The organism is Pararhizobium sp. DWP3-4 (genome assembly GCF_049898205.1).
Classification (GTDB): domain Bacteria; phylum Pseudomonadota; class Alphaproteobacteria; order Rhizobiales; family Rhizobiaceae; genus Pararhizobium.
This window is the reverse complement of record NZ_JAFCXF010000005.1, coordinates 425,112-442,408: the sequence shown is the minus strand read 5'-3', so window position 1 is coordinate 442,408 and position 17,297 is coordinate 425,112. Positions and strand designations below refer to the sequence as shown.

Below are 17,297 nucleotides of genomic sequence, written 5' to 3'. Positions count from 1 at the left end.
GATGAAATCGACCCAGCCCACTGTCGCCGACTTGCTCTCTCTGAAGGGCAAACGGCAACTCACGAAGCTTCGCGTTGAGACGCTTGAGGAGGCCGCGGCCGCCGGCGTTGCCGACATCGACATGCTTTCCGTGCCGCCTGAACTTTTGCAGCATCCGGGGTTTCGGGATGCCTGTCCGCGACCGTTCGTCGTCGGGGGCCTGGAACCCGGCGCTTACATTACTGAGGAGGATTACCTCCGAGTGGCGTTCCGGCTGCTCAAGGCGGGTGCGAACGCCGTCTACTGCGGAGCCAGCCTTGGTATCGTCCGGCGTCTGCGCGACGAGGGCATACCCGTTGTCGGCCACGTCGGCCTTATTCCGTCCCGCCGGACCTGGACCGGCGGGTTCAAGGCAGTTGGCAAGACTGCGTATTCGGCGTTGGATATCTGGCGAATGACCAAGGCGTTGGAAGACGCGGGGGCATTCGCCGCCGAGATCGAAGTCGTTCCTCCTCAGGTCGCCGCCGCTATTTCAGAGAAGACAAGGTTGCTCATGATTTCAATGGGTGCCGGGGCGGGCTGCGATGCCCAGTACCTGTTTGCCACGGACGTTCTTGGCTGCCACGACGGTCACTATCCACGGCACTCAAAAGTGTATCGGAACTTTTCAACGGAGTACCGCCGCCTACAAGCCGAACGTGTATCCGCATTTTGCGAATATGCAGCGGATGTCGCAAGTGGTGCTTTCCCCGCTGACAACCACCTCGTTGTAATAGAACCGGAAGAACTTAGGCTTTTTCTGACCGAGCTTGAGGGTGTCGCAGGATGAGAAACTGGCGCGTTGCAGGTATCAATTTCGATCACATGCATATGGGGGATTTGCTGCGCGAGGTTTACCAACATCCCGAAGCCGAAATCGTCGGGGTTTGCGATAAATCGCCAGAACGCATGCAGTCGGCCATCGCGTCCTTTAATCTCGGCACGAACAAAGTCTTTCATGATGTCGATAGGTGTGTGGAACAGACAAAACCTGACCTGGTCATCCTCTGCGCGGCGACGGCGGATCACGCCGACTATGTCGAGCAACTGGCGAAGTACCGGGTGCATGTGCTCGTCGAGAAGCCATTCGCCGCCTCAATCGCTGACTCAGACCGGATGACTAGGGCCGTGGAAGACAGCGGGAAACTTCTCGCGGTAAACTGGCCTCTCGCCTGGTATCCATGCCATGTCACTGCAAAGCGGTTGATCGACGACGGTGCGATCGGCGAGGTCATTGAGGTCCATTTTTACGACGGGAACCGTGGTCCTTTATATCACTTGGCTGATAAGGCGGAAGTTAGTCAAAAGGAGGTCGAAGCTGCAAAGCCGAGCTCATGGTGGTATAAGCACGAATCGGGCGGCGGCAGTCTTCGTGACTATCTGGGTTATGGCACCACTCTTGGCACATGGTTCATGAACGGCGAGAAGCCTGTGGAGGTGACATGTGTCGTGGACCAGCCGGCGGGCTTAGAAGTCGATGAGCATTCCATCACGATCTGCCGTTACCAAAGTGGTCTTTCGAAGTTCGAGACCCGGTGGGGAACGTTTACAGATCCTTGGACCCAGCAGCCTCAACCGAAATGCGGTTTCGTCATCGTCGGTTCCGAAGGCACCATCTCCAGTTTTGACTACGAACAGCATGTGACTGTCCAGACCCGACAACTACTTACGCCAACGCGCGTCGAGGCTGACGTCCTTCAGGATGGACACCGATCTGCTGTTGAGTATGTCATCAGGTGTATGGAAACCGGAAACCCGATAGTGGGACCGCTTGATCCGGCAATCTCACGCATCGGACAGCAGATCATTGACAGCGCCGTATTATCGGCGAGAGAAAAGCGAACAGTAGGACTACTGTCATGAGCGGGCCGACCGACAGCGACTACGCCCTAAAGTCTGCGAACGCGCGTTTGGTTGATGCGCCGGTCCTCAATTATCTTCCGCCGCGCAGCAGATCCTATTCTCCTGGCATTGCCGTGATCGGAGCGGGCGGAATTTCGTCTGCACACCTAGATGCATACCGGGCCGCCGGTTACGATGTGAGGGTAATCTGCAATCGCACCCTTGCAAAAGCCGAGGAACGCAGAAACGCATTTTTTCCCCAAGCAGAAACTTCTTCTGACTTCGAGGCTGTCCTCAATCGTGACGATATCGAAATCGTGGACATCACAACGCATCCCGAAGCGCGCTATGCGATGATCGAACGTGCACTCCAGTCAGGAAAGCACGTCTTATCGCAAAAGCCTTTCGTCCTTAAGCTTGACTCAGGACTAAGGCTCGTCGAGCTTGCCGAAAAACGCAGCCTCAAGCTTGCTGTGAACCAGAACGGCCGCTGGGCACCGCATCTTAGCTACATGCGTGAAGCGGTTAAAAGCGGCCTCATTGGTCAAATTGTATCGTGCCATGTTGGCATCCACTGGAACCACGGGTGGATTAAGGGCACGACGTTTGAAACTAACCATCACCTGGTGTTTCAGGATTTCGCGATCCATTGGTTCGACTTCCTGGTCAGCCTCATCGGCGATCGAGCATCCTCGGTGGTGGCGACCAACGCACGCGCTGTCGATCAGGACGTCGCCCCGCCGCTTCTGGCCCAAGCGCTGGTCCAATTTGAGGGGGGCCAGGCGTCGTTCGTGTTCAACGGGGCTACCAAGTATGGGCCGCTGGACTGCACCTACATCTGCGGAACGAAAGGCAGTCTCGTCAGCACCGGTCCAAGCTTGGGCACACAGTCGGTTGAACTCTGGACAGAGCGCGGCGTGGCGCGGCCTGAACTCGTGGGCACTTGGTTCAATGACGGTTTCCGTGGAGCGATGGGGGAGCTGATGTGTGCGATCGAGGATGACCGGGCACCGCTACACAACGCGCGTGACAACCTCGCGAGTATTGCTCTGACGACGGCCGCGGTAAGATCGGCCGTTGAAGGAAACATCGTTCACATCTTCTAATTTTACTGACGCAGCCAGACGTCTCGATATTTATTGAGCATTGTCGCGCTTTGGGTCCGTGTGTGGAACGCCTGGAATGGCATCGGTCTCTCCCTCGCGCGTCGCTGGTGCAGGAAGTCCATCAATGGCACGCTTGTCACTGCGGAGGCGGAACGCTCGCGACTAGTTCAGAGAGAGCGCCATTCGTTCTGAGCTCCACGCTCCAGATCCGCAATTTACCCGTATCGCGTTTGGATCTGTCCGAGACGTTCAACGTCCAGTTTCCCATCATGGGTTGGCCCACTATGGCACCCAGCTCGCCAGGCAAAGTCGAATCATAAATTGCGACCAGATTGTCGGTGGATCCGCCAAGTTGAGGATGAAGGACGGTACTCCGGCCCGCAGGCGACATCAAAACCACTCTGAGATCGCCGATGTATGAATGTTCTATGTCGACCGTCACCTTGATTTCGGCCACGATACCTGACTCTGTTATGGAGATAGTGCTCGAAATACCCGCGGTTTCGCTGTCGGGAATAGACGCCATTGGTTCTGCCCGCCCAGAAGCGACCAAATTTGCCGTCGGTGTGCCGACCTTGAACGTGGTGATTTCGGCCGGAGCGGAAATATCCGATATCACCAGCCCAGAATCTCGCCCGTCCCATTCCCTCGAATTTGGCGAAGACGCGGCAGAGAGAACGATGCCCTCGATAGCGCCGTAAAGGTCCTCGCCATCACCGCGGTTCGCATCGAGCTCGAGATCTCGGCGTCCGTCTGCCTGAAGCAACGCACACTGGTAGTGTTTTGTAGCCGTGCCCTGCTGCAACTCATTAGAACCCAGAATATCGCAATGATAGACCGCAAGCCCGCTCGCCGGCAGACCTCTGTCGAGCCCGATCCTGGACCTATTTTCGATTAGAAAGTATTCGTTGGTTTTGGAAGTCTGATATTTCATTACGGTCTTGTAGTCGCCGTGACGGGCTTCGTAAGCAGCGGCTCTGTTCAAGTCGATTTCTTCGTCGCACCACCCAGCTAAGTCGCGCAGATAGGCGCAGACAGGTGATGGGCTGCGGCCATTGTCATTGTGATTTCCAGCTCCCATGAGACAATAGCTGCCGATCCCGGCGCTTTTGACACTGTCGTTGTCGCGTTCCCCGTAGTCATACATGTCCGGGAAGCGGCACAGCAGGTGCCCGTTTTCATGGCAAAATGTGCCGATCGTCAGATCAGTTGGCGTACGACCGAGGCTGGTTAGGAGGTAAAGATCCGTCCGCATCGTGCCAAATCGCAAATCGATATTCCAGTTATGCGGCCAGAGTTCCCCTCGATATTGCGTTTGCCCGGCGTACATGATGTTGAGGGCATCAACGACATTTTCGTTGCGGGAATCGAATTGTTTAAGATCGACGCCGTCCGCGACGGCGAGCTGAAGTGCCTCCTCGACCAATAGATTGTTAACGTAGAACTCTCGGTTCCTACTGAGTGTGTAAGGACCAACTACGATATTGGTGTAGTCAAGTTTTCCGGACGACACGCGGTTGAAATACTCATTGGCAGAACATACGTTGCCATTACGGGTATAGTTCGCGCCATTCAGCATATCATCGACATCCGCACGCGTGACCGTACTTGCGAGGTCGTCGAAATTTACCAGGATCGTCAGACCTTTTATTGTGCCTATCGAGAGAACTCGACCTTCTAGGAGGCCTTGGTTCGGTCCTGAAGTGCGAATAACCCTTTCTTCACGGTGCCCACCGGACATCGCCGATCGACGATGTTTTCGGGCTGCGGCCCGCGCGACGATCGTGCCCTGTGATTCCTGCAAGTAACGGACCAGTCCGGCAGGGGCGGGGTCGGACAGCGGTATACCGGTCGACCGAAAGCTCCCTGCGGAAAGTCGTGCGTAGCAGAATAGGCCAAGCCCGTCGTCATAGACGGTCGAATACCCGTTTTTGTCTTCATAGCGGGCGTAGTGCTCGTCACCAAATACCCTCAAGCTAATATCGGTTCCGTTTGATTGGCCGAATGTCAGGACTTCACCGAATATCGCGGTCAATGGACTACTCCTCTGTTGGCGGCAGACGCGACCGCCGGCCCATTTTCTGCGTACGCTCCTCGATTTTTCTCATTCTTACTTCGTCAGTTTCAGTAGAATGACGTTTCACCTCGTCAGTTGGGGGAGACGTCACGGGAACGCCTGTCGTGGTAAAACTGCCTTCCACGATCCGGGCGTAGCAAAACAAGCCGAGCTCGTCGTCATATATGGCGGGAAAGCCATCGGGTGTTTCATAAGTGGCATAGAATTCGGTGCCGCGAACAATCAGTTCGACGTCGGGGCCATTGGCTTGCCCCAGTGAAACCTTTTCGCCAAATATTCCTACCATGCGAGCATCCCTCGAAAAGTTGTCGCGGCATTGAAGGCGTCCACGGAGTAATCATCTCCTTCGTGAGACGCTCATCTACGCCTAGGGTGCGCCTATCATAAGCTATCGACCCGTTCTCCACCGGATACACCCGTTCATGCAAGAATGGTAACAGGAGCTATCAGACAGTCTCGCATGTATTTCTGGGCCGGCACATTAAAGAAACGATCACCGAGGCGCCGCAGAGCGCCTCGGACGTCAGGTCACTTGTGCCGCAGGGGGCCCCTGAAAAATGTAGGGCATCAAGTATTGATCTCATTCCATGACAGCTGCGAATCGCATCCATTTCACAATGGAGTCGATCGGCGAATTGTCCGGCATCTTCAGCGGACTTTGATCTGGATGAAATCCCCGTGACAATGCGGAATCCGGGTCAGAGAGCAGAACGCCAACAAAGGTCAGCGCCACAAGACAGCTTCCCAATTCGCCCAAATGGTTGCCTCCGGCCGCCTCTGCCTCGGCGAGAACATAAAACCACAGCGGCGTCCGAGTGTGAAAACCAGACTGTGATCCCGAAAGAAAATCGCGAAGCTGTGGTTTCGCGGCAAAAAGGGTGGAAACATCTACGATCGGACCTGATTGAACCGCACCAATCTGTTTGAGATGTTTGTGAAGCGCCTGTCCTGTCGGGAGGCGGAGGTTATATCCACGCCGCAGGTTGCGCCGCGCGAGGCTCTTGAACAGCTTCTGGAGCTCGACGTCGGGCTCGTTGACGCCCTCTTTCACCATAACTCGCAAAGGCGGCGCGAGCTCGGTGTCGAGTTTTCTTGCGAACCTTGCCGCTTCTCCATCTGCGGCATCGTGCGGTGACACGCCTGTGAAACGCGTCCAGTCTATCACCCAATTTTTGGGTAGCTTTTTACCCTGGTCGATGTTGCCGCCGCCGCCGGTGAAGCCAAAAAGTAGATTAAGGGTGGCATGGGGAAGAATAGGTGGACCCGGTCGGCCGAAGTTCCTGTTGTAATCGTACAACGCCCGCACCATCGTGTGGCCGAAGCGATACGCGGCGACCGAAAACTCCAGCGGCAGGGCGTTACCCAATCTGGAATTCTGCTTTCTCGAGTCGTATTCTGCGCGGAATTTAAAGAAGTGGGAAGCCCTGTCATCGAGTACTCGCTGTACTACCGCGGGGTCGCAGACTCCTTTTAAATAGCCTTCCACAATAAGCCATTGATAGTGGAGTCTCGTTAGAGACTGGGCGGCGTTGAAATCGGGGAGCCATCCTGTGTTATGGGTCGCTAGATAGTCCACGACCTTGTTGTGAAATCGCAGAAAGCTCAAGTGAAACTGGGCCACGACCAAGTTTTCGTCATTACGGTTATCCCCGATGATCGCGCGCTGGGAGAGCGTATCGGAAAATTTCTGAAACGCGTCTGGGGGCATCGCGGATTGCGCAATCGCAAGAGCCGCGTTGCGAACGGCCTGCTGGACCTGGCCGTAACGAGGTAGGTCGCGATGTTCGTCCAAGCTGTCGTCTGGCAGAGGACCATCTCCGATGGCTGTGCCGACCCGCATCTTGTTTTTCAGGGTCGGATGCCTCAAGCCCGAAATCACGGTGACGACTTCGGGACCGATATCAGCCCCGACCGGTGAACCTCCGTAGACGCTGTCCAGATCGAAACGAGGCGATCGTGCATTTCGAAAGTCTCGCTCGACGTCCGACGATGCCACAGGTGGGTGAGCATTCGCGATACTGGTAATTGCACCCTCGCGGTCGGTTCGCGCGGTAAGCTCGTGATCCAGGAATTGACCCCAGTAGGTCAAAACCGGGGGCAAGGTAGAGTCTTTGCTGGCATCTTCCTGGGTGTTCTCGTCAGCCACAACATCGATCATAAGGTCGCCGAGTTGGTCGAGCTCATCTACGGTTACCGGCGCTTCCGGCAAGTAGTTTTCCGGTGCGTCTAGCGGCGGAACGAAATATCCGAAATCCGCTTCCTCATCGACAGCAACATCACCTGTCGCTGGCTGCCCCGCTCGGAGTTTGGAACCCGAAACTAACTTTTCTTTTTCGGAACCACCATGCGATTGAAAAACGATTGCCATTAGCAACACCCTCCGTTTTTTCAGCCAATGAATGCCTACTACTACAGGTCGCAGCTAAAAGCGAATATTAGCATTGACTACAATTGATGGGGGTTAATTAGTTACTATTTATGCATGGATGTGCGCGAACTTGGAACGGCGTCCGAATTCAAACGTCAGTAACGACGTATTTCCACCAACTTTCACGATGGACTTTGGACCCTTAAGAGACCGCCGAATTGTCTGAGGCCTTTGGCAACGGATTTTGTGCACTCCCTTGTGCTGCTAGCATATCTGCAATGTCCGGTTTTTAGTTGTCCGGCGAAGTGAGAAAATTTGATTGTGGGACGTAGGCACGGCAGCAGCCGGTGGAGATCGATATGGCTGCAAATGCACTGGTACAAACTCGTATTGATGCCGAGGTTCGGGATCGTGCCTCCGCAGTGCTTGGAAATATGGGGCTTACGGTATCGGACGCGGTTCGTATCTTACTAACCCGGACGGCCAACGAAGGTGCGCTGCCGCTGGAGCTTCTTTCAGGTAATCAAGCCCATGACGCTTGGTTTCGCACCAAGGTACTTGAAGCGCTGGACGATACTCGACCGGACGTCTCGGATGACGAAGTCGAGGCACATTTTGCTGAACGTCGAGCGGCAGCTCGACTAAACGCGGGTGCGCGCAAATCGTGAAGCTTACCTGGTCTGCGTTCGCGTTATCGGATCGCGACGCCATCTTCACATACATAGAAGCAGAAAATCCGTTAGCGGCCATTCTGGTCGACGAACGGATCGTTGCTGCCGTCCGTCGGTTGATAGATTTTCCCGCGAGCGGTTTTTGGAACGGGCAACAGGATGCGATCCTCAAACTCCCTACGCCACGCACCCGAGCTGGCGACGATCCCAATTAGGGAATGCCCGGCGATTAGGTGTCACCGCCCGGCATGCTCTGTCAGTCGAGGTACTGTTCGTCGGTGACTTTTTCCATCCAGTCGACGGCCTTATCGTCCTTGACGTTGGACACGGCGATATGGCTCACGCCATTTTTATCGGTCGCGCCGTGCCAGTGCTTGACGCCAGGCGGTGTCCACACCACGTCGCCGGATAGGATTTGGCGCTTCTGACCGCCTTCCTCCTGAACCCAGCCGGATCCCGAGGTAACGATCAGGACCTGTCCCGCAGGATGGGTATGCCAGGCCGAACGCGCGCCCGGTTCGAAGGTCACAAGGCCTCCGGAATTGGTGGTATGCTCGTTGTTCATGTAGAGCATGTCGATCATGACCGAGCCTGTGAAGTTGGCTTCCGGTCCCTTGGCAGTCGGCCTTGAGCCCGCTGGAAAGATCTCGGTAGATTCGGCGAATGCTTGTGTTGTTGCGAAGATGCCAAAGAGTATGGCAGTCGTGGCGAGCAGTTTCATCATTTCGTCCTTCTGTGGCGTCGTAGCGAGTTTTGTCCGGATGTGTGAGCGGCGACCATCGCAGCGTCATCGTTGTCCGTTGGCGAGGGGAATCTCAAATCCTTTGCGATGACAGCTGTCGACAGCCTCTCATCAGCAATTAAGCTCGTCGGCGGATCCCTGAGGCGGACCTTCTGGGATCGCGTTCAGCCCTCAAGAGGGACGCTTATCGATAACGTCTTTCACCACCGGCAAAGCGGAAAAGACATTTGGCCAACCCGCATAGAATGCGAGCTGCGTCAGCATTTCTGATGCTTCTTCCGGTTTGATGCCGTTATCCATTGCCCGGTTGAGGTGATAGGTCACCTGCGCGACCTGTCCGTTGGCGATCAACGACGTCACCGTAATCAGGCTCCTGTCCCGTGGAGCCAACCCTGGGCGAAGCCACACGTCTTTGAACAAGAGGCCGTTTGTGAAGTGCGCTACGCCGGGAGACGTGGGCGTGACGGTCTGTTCTACGGTGGACTGCCGCGAAGCATCTTTCTCACCATCCAGCGGCAGGAGCGATGGCGACGCTTCAGGCAGCTTGTCCGGACCGACGCCGCGTGCTGCAAAAACATCCTTGGCGACGGCGACTGCAGCGGTTGCATTTGCCCAACCGGAGTAGAAAGCGAGATGGGTGATGATCTCCGAGAGCTCCGACGGTTTTACGCCGTTATCGAGTGCCAGGTTGAAGTGGTGGGCGAACTCCACGGTCTGGTTCCTGGCGATCAGGGCGGCGACGGTGATGACACTGCGATCACGTGGCGTGAGACCCGGCCGTTCCCACAAGTCGCCGATAAGAGCGGTGTTTGTGTATTTCGCCAACGCCGGCGAGACCGACATCATGTCCTGCGCGGTAACTGGAGGATTGGCAAGCGGGTATTTTCTATCGTCGGCAAAGGCTGGCGCCGTGGCCAGTGAGACAGAAAGCGCCGTAGCTGCAAGGTGCTGCTTCATGGGTCAAGTCCTTCCGTTTGGTGACATGAACGGACGCAACCGCGACCGTCACATGGATATAGCAAGGCGAGTCCAGCGGGATTAGACGTCGCTTTCCGATAGTACTTATGCGCCCATCCCATCAATCGGGCGCAGCAAGTGCGCTTGAGAGTATCGCCACCCTGCAACGGGTTCAGGGAACCTTATCTATGCTGACAGTGACGCTTCCGGATCGGTCAAAGATCGAGACATCGCCCTGGACCTGACCCAGAGTGACGATGCCGGGCGACGGTACGCGTCCATCACGGTAGTAGATGACGAAATCCCCCGAACTCCAAAGGCCAAGCGTCCCCGCGGAAAATTCCCGCTGGCGAGGGGCTGACGGCAGTGCAGCCGGCAGGTTGCCCGTCTTCTCCTGGCGCAGATGATCGTCCATCTTGATCGTCAACGGCAGCATTACGGCAAGGGCGCGAGCAGCCGCGTTGTCAGCCAGTTTGGCCGTGACATTGCCCCAGTCGGATGAAATTGAAATGCGGTCCTGCGCCAAGGAGGCTCCTCCAAGCGTTAGTGTGAGCAAAGCGGCTATCATCGATGTTTCTGGGAGACGTTTCATACTCCACCATTCTGTGACTGAAAATGAAGCTTTCCCGATGACCGCAAACCAGCCAACGAGTAGTGCGAAAGTATCGCGACACCTGCGACGACCGCTGTCCAATGTGCAAAAAACGGCGTTACCGAGGCCGGAAAATCCCAGAACTCAATGCTGTAGCCAAACATCAGCTTGGTCGAGACGCCGAGGACAGCGAAACTCCAGGCACCAAGAGCTACGAAGATCACCGCAACAATTCTGAACACGCCGGTCCTGATTCTCGACGGAGAGAAATCGAATACTGTGCCGGTCGTCGCCATCACACGTGTCCAATGGCTGCCGACATGAACGGCGATGATCATCGCAACCCAATAGGCGGAGAACCAGTGGAGTTCGACGATGCTCACATTGTCCGTGAATTGGATGAAGCTCAGCACCGAGCGGGAGATCAGCACGCTCGTCGCCAACAGCACCGCCATATTGATCGCGAGCCAGGTATGAATCACCATGATCGCCCAGCGACGGGCATCATAACGGCCGATGAGAAGTTTCAAGAACCAGCGCCTGTTGGTGTAGAGGTGCCATGCCAAAAGTCCGAACATGGCCGTTCCAAAAATCTCATGCGGGCCGTTGTCGAGCCACCAGTAGGCGAGCGACAGCAACAAGAGCGCGGCCATACTGGCCGGAAGAAGAAGGCGGTCGGTCGCTAGCCGGAGCATGCCAGCACCCCGCTGACATCAAAGCGCATCGTCATCGGAGATCGCTCCATCGAACGTAAACATGAATTGTTCGGATTGCTGTGACCGGTGGCAGGAATAACAGCGAGCGACATTCTCGTTCGCCTTGATGGTTCTGTCCGGCCAGAACCACTGGTATTCCCACTGATCGGCGCCATTACCGATTTTCTGTCCGACGAGATAGCGCGTGAGAACATCGCTCTGATAGTCGACAAGAACCATATGCGTTCCGGTGGGAACAGGCTGCCCGGCCTTGATCGCCGCGAGTGCTTCAGGGCTTGTCAGCATGTGCTCACGGGTGATCCCCCGCCGAACCGTCGTGTAATGTTCGAGCTGATTGAGAGGCGGGAATGTCACCGAGTTCGACGCCGCAAGTGCTGTCGTCGGCGATAGCTCGGTTTCGACCGGAAAATAGCCTGCCAGAACGATCACGAAGGGTAGGGCCATCAAGCCGGACCAGTGAAAAATGTTCATAGTGTTCATCCCTTATGCCGAGCGATCAACCGCTGCCGCACTCTCTGCCTCGCCATGCGTACGCATATTCTCGAGTTGGCGGAGACCGATGGAAGGACTGAGGTCACGAGCAACTCCCGCGGCCCCATTCCGGTTTACCGGTCAAGCGAGGTGTTGATCGAAGAAGCCTTTCAGCTTGTCGAACGGGATCAGATCGACACGGTCGTAGAGATCGACGTGACCCGCGCCCTTGACCCAAACCAGTTCCTTCGGCTCAGAGGCACGCTTGTAGGCGTCCTCGCTGAACTCCTTCGAATGGGCCTGGTCGCCTGAGATGAACAGCATCGGCCGCGGCGAAATCGTCTCGATGTCGTTGAACGGGTAGAAGTTCGCGAACTTGACCATGCTGCTCATCGTTGGCTTGGTGGTCGTCTGCTTCGTTGCACCTGCCGGCGTGAACTCGCCGCGCGGCGTCCGGTAGAAGTCGAAGAACTCGCGCTGGACAGGATCGGTGTCGGCTGTCAGTTCCAGAGTGGTGCCCCCGACGTATTGGATAGGGGCGCCATCTGCTTCGGCCCAGCGCTGCTCGGCAGCTTCCGCGATGAACGCCTTGCGCTGCTCGACGCTCTGGGAGTGGTTGAGCGCGTCACGGAAGGCCGAGCCCATATCGTACATGCTGACGGTGGCGACCGCCTTGATGCGCGGATCGATCTTGGCCGCACTGATGACAAAGCTGCCACTGCCACAGACCCCAATAGCGCCGATGTTGCCGCGGTCAACGAAGGAATGGGAGCCGAGGAAATCGACACCCGCGCTGAACGCTTCCGAATAGACTTCCGGGGAAACCATGTTACGCGACTGACCTTCGCTCTCGCCCCAGAAGGGCAGGTCGATGGACATAGCGACAAAACCCTGTTCGGCCATCTTGGTGGCATAGAGATTGGCGCTCTGCTCTTTCACGGCACCCATCGGGTGACCGACGATGATGGCCGGGTTTTTCGACGCACGGTCAAGGTCTTTGGGTAGGAAGAGATTACCGGCGACATTCGTCTGGTACTGGGTTTTGAACGTGACCTTCTGCAGGGTCACGCGGTCGCTGGTGTAGAAATTGGACGCGCCGTTGGACATGTCTTGAGCCTTTGCATCTGTCATGTTGAAAATGGACATCGCACCGAGGGCTGCGACGCTGACACCCGTCATCTTTAGTAGGCGGCGCCGATCGATACCGGTCGTCGAGGTCTGTGGGTCGTCTTGATTGTGGTTGGTCATCTGCATGTCTCCTTGAGTGGTGATGAGATGGAAATTGAGCTGGAGGGAGTGACCGCCGTGTTTCATCGGCGTGTGGAACGCCAGGCGGCGATGGCGAACAGAAATGAGCCGACCAGCAGCACCGCAGCGAACAGGAAGGTGGTCCACCAGCCGTAGCCGTCGAACAGGACTCCGCCGATAGAGGCGCCAAGGGTGATTGCGAGCTGGATCGTTGCGACTTGCAGCCCGCCGCCTGCCTCCGCGTCGTCGGCCATGTTGCGGCTGAGCCATGTCCCCCAGCCGACGGGAGCTGCCGTGCTGAACACACCCCAGCCGATCAGAAGCATCGCGGTGATCGTCGAGGACGATCCGAATGCAATCAGCCCCAATGCGATGAAGGCCATGATCAGCGGGATTGCAGCGAGAATGACGAACAATCGCTTCGGAAGGAGATGAGTGACGATCGTGCTCCCTGCGACACCCGCCAGCCCCATTAGCAGGAGCAGGAGAGACAGGGTCGAGATCGAGACAGACGTCACCGTTTCCAGGAAGGGGCGGAGGTATGTGAACAAAGCGAACTGGCCCATGAAGAGCAGCATGATCGAGACCATGCCGATGGCCACCGGGGGGCGGATAAGCAATCGAAAAACATTCGACGAGCCCTCGTTGCGAGGAGGCAGTGATGGCAGGCTGATCCACTGCCAGACGAGAGCCAGCAGGGCCACTGGAACGACGGCAAAGAATGCGCCTCTCCAGCCTATGTAGCTGCCAAGCAGACTTCCTAAAGGGGCCGCGATCGTTGCCGCGATGGCATTGCCTGCATTCAGCATCGCAAGGCCCTTCGGCACGGAATCCTCAGGCACCAGCCGCATGACGATCGAAGTCGACATCGACCAGAAGCCGCCAATGGCGATACCCAACAAGGCGCGCCCAATCATCAGCATGAGATAGTTGGGGGCGAAAGTGACGATCGTTCCGGAGGTTACCAGGATCAGTGAAAATGACGCAAGGACCAGCCGCCTGTCCAATCGCCGCGTTAGCCCGGCCACCAAGATGCTGGTGAGGACCGCAAAGATGCCGGAGATCGAGATCGCCTGGCCAGCGCGACCCTCCGTGACGCCCAACTCCGTAGCAATTGGCGATAGAAGGCTGACGGGCATGAACTCCGAGGCGATCAGAACCGCGACACACAGCGCCATTGAGATGACCGCGCCCCAGGCTGCAATTGGTAAAGCCGAATCGGCGGGTATCCCGAACGCAGGGTCGATGTCGTCGTTGTCGAAGTCGGATCGTGTGAGAGCGTGCTGTGTCATGGCGGCAATATATGCCGGGGTCAGCTTGAAGATTAGCCATTGCAATTCGCTTGGACTTATCGATTGATGACATCAATCGATAACGCTTGGAGGGAACCATGAAGCGGGAAGATCTAAACGACATGCTCTGGTTCCTGGCCGTGGCGGAGGAGCGGAGCTTCACCAAGGCGGCTGCGAAACTTGGCACGTCGCAATCGACGATCAGTCATACGATCAAGAAGCTCGAAGCCCGGATGGGATTGCGCCTTCTGACCCGCACCACCCGTAGTGTTTCACCGACCGAGGCAGGCGAGAGGCTGATCCGCTCTCTTGCACCTCGCATCGAAGAGCTCGAAACCGAAATCGACGAATTGATGGCAATCCGGGACAAGCCGTCCGGCTCAGTGCGGATCACGCTTTCCGACCACGCGTTGGAAAGCGTCGTCTGGCCGAAATTACGGTTAGTGCTACGGGACTACCCTGACATCAAGGTCGAGCTGAACAGCGACAATGGCTTTCGGAACATTGTGGAAGAAAAGTTCGACGCCGGCGTGCGACTTGGCGAGAGCGTGGACAAGGACATGATCGCCGTCCGCATCGGTCCCGACTGGCGTCTAATCGCCGTCGGGTCTCCGGAGTATTTCGCTAACCGGGCAGTTCCTGAAACACCGCAGGATCTTGTCGGTCATGATTGTATCAACCACCGGCAGTCGCATCTGGGTGGGCTGTACAGTTGGGAATTCGAAAAGGACGGCAGGGAGTTACGTGTCCGTGTCGAGGGTCAACTGACCTTCAACACGTCTTACGCGATGATCGATGCGGCCGTGAAGGGCTATGGCATCGCCTACGTGCCAGAAAACCTAGTGGAACGTCAGATTGTGTCTGGAGAATTGGTGCAGGTCCTGGATGACTGGACGCCCCTGTTTTCGGGGTACTACCTCTACTATCCCAGCAGACGACAAAACTCTCCAGCGTTTAAGGTCGTTGTTGAAGCGCTTCGTGTCTAAGGTCGATTTCCAAAAAAAGGCGATGGTCCGGGCCCGACATTGCTCCCGCCACTGTTTTGATGCGCTGCCTGCATGGAAGGCTGGTGGCAGAGGTGAAGACGAAGCGTGTGAAACTACTCCCGATTAAGGTTAGTCAGGCGCTGGCACGCACCATATTGAAACAAGCTGATCGCGGCCCGAACATGGTGGTTCTCATCTGACCTTGGGCCAACGACGATTGTCGCAGGATCGAAGCCTCGCTAGCGCACAGCACTAACGAGTGCAGCACTTTCCATGGGCGGCCCCTTCGATTGAGATCCTAACGGCTCATTCTGGCACCTCGATGCCGTTCAGGGGCCGTCCACTCCAACATCAAGGCGTGCATAAAGGGAACAGCCGCGATCAAACAGCAGCGTCCTTTTTCAGAAGAATGCCGCGCGGACGCATATCTGCGGACACAAATGTCAGCCAGTAAGTCAATCTGGTGGCTAACTCAAACCAATAGTCGTGAGGCCTCAGAAGTTTGAAACGCGCGTCGGGGATCGCCCTGGCTTCCATGGTGGTGTGATTAAGCAACATATCCGGAAAGAGAGAGTGTAGACCACGGGTTGATTTCGAACTACATGTTATGTCTATCCACACTGGGGGAATTTACATAAAATTTTGAAGTATATTTATCTGATTTGTTATTTTGTGGGTGAGCCGCATGCGCATATTTTCGGATGAGAACCTGGAAGTGATATATCGCGCGGGGTCATCTCCCTATCTTCTCATCACCTTTAACGAGATGGAAATGACGGCGAACGGCAGTCGCTTCTGGGGGCAGCGGTTCTGTGAGAAAGCCGGCATTTCTGCGCTTGGCTTCATCAGTCGACGGCCGAACTGGTTTCCGGCAGCGAGCGTCGTTAAGGCTGTCGAGGCCGCTGCGCCCATTCTTAATACAGCACGGGAGCGGGTCCTTTACGGACACTCACAGGGCGGCTACGCGGCGTTACGCTACCGCAGGCGCTTCAACGCTGACGTTGCCATCGCCTTTTGCCCTCAAGTCTCGATCGATCCGAAGGCGGTTCCTTTTGACGGCAGGTTTGCACGCCATTTCTCGCCCGAACTCCACACCAATATGGCGATAGCGCCCGATCACGCAGCCGGGCGGGCCTATCTCTTCTTCGATCCGTTCCACGCCGTCGATCGCCAGCACGCCGTTCGGATAGGTATGCGGCAGGAGAAGACGCATCTCATTCCGGTTCACATGACCGGCCATGGCACCGTTCGGGCATTTACCGGGACGGCGCGCGCGCTATCGCTGATAGAGGCCTGCCGCGCAGACGATCTTCCGGCTCTACGCCCTCTGGTTCGCGCAGCCCGACTGACGGCGCCAATGAGACCCTATCAGATCGCCGTGGCGGCGATCGCTCGCCATCGGGCCTGGGCAGATCGGTTTCATGCGCACTTCGGAGTGACTTTCTCTCCTGTCGAGCGGGCAAATTTTCTCTACCATCGGGCCAATCGCCACATTCGCGATGGAGAGCTTGCTGCGGCGCGGACCTTGCTTGTGGACGCTATGACGTATCAGTCGGAAAATCCTGGCTTCGCCGGCCGCCTGGCGGAACTGGACGGCCGTATCGCGCGTAGCTGCGGTAAGGATGGCACCTCGCGTTCATGATCTGAAAGTTGCCGCGCCTGGCCTGGAGGACGGCCTTTCCGAACATGACGGCACACCCACAGGCCGTGCGCGCGGCCATAAGTTCACCTGAAATGCACTGGTTTTCGGGGAAGAACAGGCGGTTGAGTACGAAGGCCGAAGTAGATCGCGGGTTTTCACCCGCAATCTACTTCAATTACCTGCAAGCGACCGCGCTTCGTGCCGTGGTCGGGGCTTTGATTTCCATGGTGACGAAGGCAGCCAGGTCGGCGCGGGAAAGTGCCATGTGCAGGTTGGAACTCACGAAGCTGCGGGTGAGCCGCAATCGAAGGTGTGGCCGCGGATTCGAACGGCCTGATCGTCTGCCTGGTCATCAGGGCGATCATGGCATCCGTCAACTGGATCTCGCCGCCGGCGCCGGGGGACGGGTTTTCCAGCAGGTCGAATATCTCGGGTCGAATGATGTAGCGCCCGGAAATGAACAGGTTGCTCGGCAACGTGTCGGGCACTGGCTTTTCCACGAGATCGGTGACAAGGGGACCATCGCCGCTTGCCTTCAGGGACACGATGCCGAATTTGTGGGCCTCTTC

General features: G+C 56.7%; 17 protein-coding genes and 1 pseudogene. 7 read left to right on the top strand and 11 right to left on the bottom strand.

Going from position 1 to position 17,297, the window contains the following annotated elements:
* Position 1 precedes the first annotated feature (1 nt).
* Genes ACP7E6_RS16000 through ACP7E6_RS15990 form a run of 3 tightly spaced genes read left to right on the top strand, consistent with a single transcriptional unit; the run spans position 2 to position 2,966 of the window.
* Complete coding sequence (locus tag ACP7E6_RS16000) at positions 2–808, top strand: 3-methyl-2-oxobutanoate hydroxymethyltransferase (RefSeq protein WP_426230731.1); 807 nt, start codon at positions 2–4, stop codon at positions 806–808.
* A complete protein-coding gene (locus ACP7E6_RS15995; protein ID WP_426230730.1) occupies positions 805–1,881 on the top strand; it encodes a Gfo/Idh/MocA family protein in 1,077 nt (358 codons plus the stop codon). The genes ACP7E6_RS16000 and ACP7E6_RS15995 overlap by 4 nt, the downstream gene beginning before the upstream one ends.
* On the top strand, positions 1,878–2,966 hold the full coding sequence (locus ACP7E6_RS15990; protein WP_426230729.1) for a Gfo/Idh/MocA family protein: 1,089 nt from the start codon (positions 1,878–1,880) through the stop codon (positions 2,964–2,966). Before ACP7E6_RS15995 ends, ACP7E6_RS15990 begins: the two co-directional genes overlap by 4 nt.
* Positions 2,967–3,102: 136 nt before the next feature.
* Here ACP7E6_RS15990 and ACP7E6_RS15985 read toward each other — a convergent pair whose 3' ends face one another.
* The 3 genes from ACP7E6_RS15985 to ACP7E6_RS15975 form a co-directional block, all read right to left on the bottom strand.
* Positions 3,103–5,001 carry a M6 family metalloprotease domain-containing protein gene (locus ACP7E6_RS15985; RefSeq protein ID WP_426230728.1) on the bottom strand — a complete coding sequence of 633 codons (1,899 nt, stop codon included), beginning with the start codon at positions 4,999–5,001 and terminating at the stop codon, positions 3,103–3,105.
* A 4-nt stretch (positions 5,002–5,005) separates the two neighbouring features.
* Positions 5,006–5,329 carry a hypothetical protein gene (locus tag ACP7E6_RS15980; protein WP_426230727.1) on the bottom strand — a complete coding sequence of 108 codons (324 nt, stop codon included), beginning with the start codon at positions 5,327–5,329 and terminating at the stop codon, positions 5,006–5,008.
* 294 nt (positions 5,330–5,623) lie between these two features.
* Positions 5,624–7,411 carry a peroxidase family protein gene (locus ACP7E6_RS15975; RefSeq protein WP_426230726.1) on the bottom strand — a complete coding sequence of 596 codons (1,788 nt, stop codon included), beginning with the start codon at positions 7,409–7,411 and terminating at the stop codon, positions 5,624–5,626.
* 359 nt (positions 7,412–7,770) lie between these two features.
* Between ACP7E6_RS15975 and ACP7E6_RS15970 the strand changes: the two genes are divergently transcribed.
* Together ACP7E6_RS15970 and ACP7E6_RS15965 are read left to right on the top strand one after the other, a co-directional pair.
* On the top strand, positions 7,771–8,079 hold the full coding sequence (locus ACP7E6_RS15970) for a type II toxin-antitoxin system RelB/DinJ family antitoxin (protein WP_426230725.1): 309 nt from the start codon (positions 7,771–7,773) through the stop codon (positions 8,077–8,079).
* Positions 8,076–8,222, top strand: a pseudogene (locus ACP7E6_RS15965) (type II toxin-antitoxin system RelE/ParE family toxin); the annotation flags it as partial. The gene ACP7E6_RS15970 and the pseudogene ACP7E6_RS15965, both read left to right, overlap by 4 nt.
* Before the next feature lie 116 nt (positions 8,223–8,338).
* On the opposite strand, the gene ACP7E6_RS15960 reads toward ACP7E6_RS15965, so the two are convergent.
* The 7 genes from ACP7E6_RS15960 to ACP7E6_RS15930 form a co-directional block, all read right to left on the bottom strand.
* Positions 8,339–8,806: a (R)-mandelonitrile lyase gene (locus ACP7E6_RS15960; protein ID WP_426230724.1), complete on the bottom strand. Its 468-nt coding sequence runs from the start codon at positions 8,804–8,806 to the stop codon at positions 8,339–8,341.
* A 189-nt stretch (positions 8,807–8,995) separates the two neighbouring features.
* Positions 8,996–9,781 (bottom strand): carboxymuconolactone decarboxylase family protein, encoded by a 786-nt coding sequence (locus ACP7E6_RS15955; protein WP_426230723.1) that lies wholly within the window; start codon positions 9,779–9,781, stop codon positions 8,996–8,998.
* Positions 9,782–9,953: 172 nt separating this feature from the next.
* Positions 9,954–10,307: a cyclophilin-like fold protein gene (locus ACP7E6_RS15950; protein ID WP_426230722.1), complete on the bottom strand. Its 354-nt coding sequence runs from the start codon at positions 10,305–10,307 to the stop codon at positions 9,954–9,956.
* Positions 10,308–10,369: 62 nt separating this feature from the next.
* Positions 10,370–11,068: a DUF4405 domain-containing protein gene (locus tag ACP7E6_RS15945; RefSeq protein WP_426230721.1), complete on the bottom strand. Its 699-nt coding sequence runs from the start codon at positions 11,066–11,068 to the stop codon at positions 10,370–10,372.
* A gap of 18 nt (positions 11,069–11,086) precedes the next feature.
* Positions 11,087–11,560: a hypothetical protein gene (locus tag ACP7E6_RS15940; RefSeq protein WP_426230720.1), complete on the bottom strand. Its 474-nt coding sequence runs from the start codon at positions 11,558–11,560 to the stop codon at positions 11,087–11,089.
* 141 nt (positions 11,561–11,701) lie between these two features.
* Complete coding sequence (locus ACP7E6_RS15935) at positions 11,702–12,808, bottom strand: alpha/beta hydrolase (protein ID WP_426230719.1); 1,107 nt, start codon at positions 12,806–12,808, stop codon at positions 11,702–11,704.
* 62 nt (positions 12,809–12,870) lie between these two features.
* On the bottom strand, positions 12,871–14,100 hold the full coding sequence (locus ACP7E6_RS15930; protein ID WP_426230718.1) for an MFS transporter: 1,230 nt from the start codon (positions 14,098–14,100) through the stop codon (positions 12,871–12,873).
* Positions 14,101–14,198: 98 nt separating this feature from the next.
* Between ACP7E6_RS15930 and ACP7E6_RS15925 the strand changes: the two genes are divergently transcribed.
* Together ACP7E6_RS15925 and ACP7E6_RS15920 are read left to right on the top strand one after the other, a co-directional pair.
* Complete coding sequence (locus ACP7E6_RS15925; protein WP_426230717.1) at positions 14,199–15,086, top strand: LysR family transcriptional regulator; 888 nt, start codon at positions 14,199–14,201, stop codon at positions 15,084–15,086.
* Positions 15,087–15,771: 685 nt separating this feature from the next.
* On the top strand, positions 15,772–16,728 hold the full coding sequence (locus ACP7E6_RS15920; protein ID WP_426230716.1) for a hypothetical protein: 957 nt from the start codon (positions 15,772–15,774) through the stop codon (positions 16,726–16,728).
* Positions 16,729–16,883: 155 nt separating this feature from the next.
* Here ACP7E6_RS15920 and ACP7E6_RS15915 read toward each other — a convergent pair whose 3' ends face one another.
* The gene (locus ACP7E6_RS15915) at positions 16,884–17,273 is read right to left on the bottom strand and encodes a hypothetical protein (RefSeq protein WP_426230715.1); all 390 of its coding nucleotides are present in this window, start codon (positions 17,271–17,273) and stop codon (positions 16,884–16,886) included.
* Positions 17,274–17,297: the final 24 nt, after the last annotated feature.

Bases quoted from the DNA above. Each gene is read 5' to 3' on its own strand.
- ACP7E6_RS16000 (WP_426230731.1), top strand. From the start codon at position 2: ATGAAATCGACCCAGCCCACTGTCGCCGACTTGCTCTCTCTGAAGGGC.
- ACP7E6_RS15995 (WP_426230730.1), top strand. From the start codon at position 805: ATGAGAAACTGGCGCGTTGCAGGTATCAATTTCGATCACATGCATATG.
- ACP7E6_RS15990 (WP_426230729.1), top strand. From the start codon at position 1,878: ATGAGCGGGCCGACCGACAGCGACTACGCCCTAAAGTCTGCGAACGCG.
- ACP7E6_RS15980 (WP_426230727.1), bottom strand. From the start codon at position 5,329: ATGGTAGGAATATTTGGCGAAAAGGTTTCACTGGGGCAAGCCAATGGC.
- ACP7E6_RS15975 (WP_426230726.1), bottom strand. From the start codon at position 7,411: ATGGCAATCGTTTTTCAATCGCATGGTGGTTCCGAAAAAGAAAAGTTA.
- ACP7E6_RS15970 (WP_426230725.1), top strand. From the start codon at position 7,771: ATGGCTGCAAATGCACTGGTACAAACTCGTATTGATGCCGAGGTTCGG.
- ACP7E6_RS15960 (WP_426230724.1), bottom strand. From the start codon at position 8,806: ATGATGAAACTGCTCGCCACGACTGCCATACTCTTTGGCATCTTCGCA.
- ACP7E6_RS15955 (WP_426230723.1), bottom strand. From the start codon at position 9,781: ATGAAGCAGCACCTTGCAGCTACGGCGCTTTCTGTCTCACTGGCCACG.
- ACP7E6_RS15945 (WP_426230721.1), bottom strand. From the start codon at position 11,068: ATGCTCCGGCTAGCGACCGACCGCCTTCTTCTTCCGGCCAGTATGGCC.
- ACP7E6_RS15940 (WP_426230720.1), bottom strand. From the start codon at position 11,560: ATGAACATTTTTCACTGGTCCGGCTTGATGGCCCTACCCTTCGTGATC.
- ACP7E6_RS15935 (WP_426230719.1), bottom strand. From the start codon at position 12,808: ATGACCAACCACAATCAAGACGACCCACAGACCTCGACGACCGGTATC.
- ACP7E6_RS15930 (WP_426230718.1), bottom strand. From the start codon at position 14,100: ATGACACAGCACGCTCTCACACGATCCGACTTCGACAACGACGACATC.
- ACP7E6_RS15925 (WP_426230717.1), top strand. From the start codon at position 14,199: ATGAAGCGGGAAGATCTAAACGACATGCTCTGGTTCCTGGCCGTGGCG.
- ACP7E6_RS15920 (WP_426230716.1), top strand. From the start codon at position 15,772: ATGCGCATATTTTCGGATGAGAACCTGGAAGTGATATATCGCGCGGGG.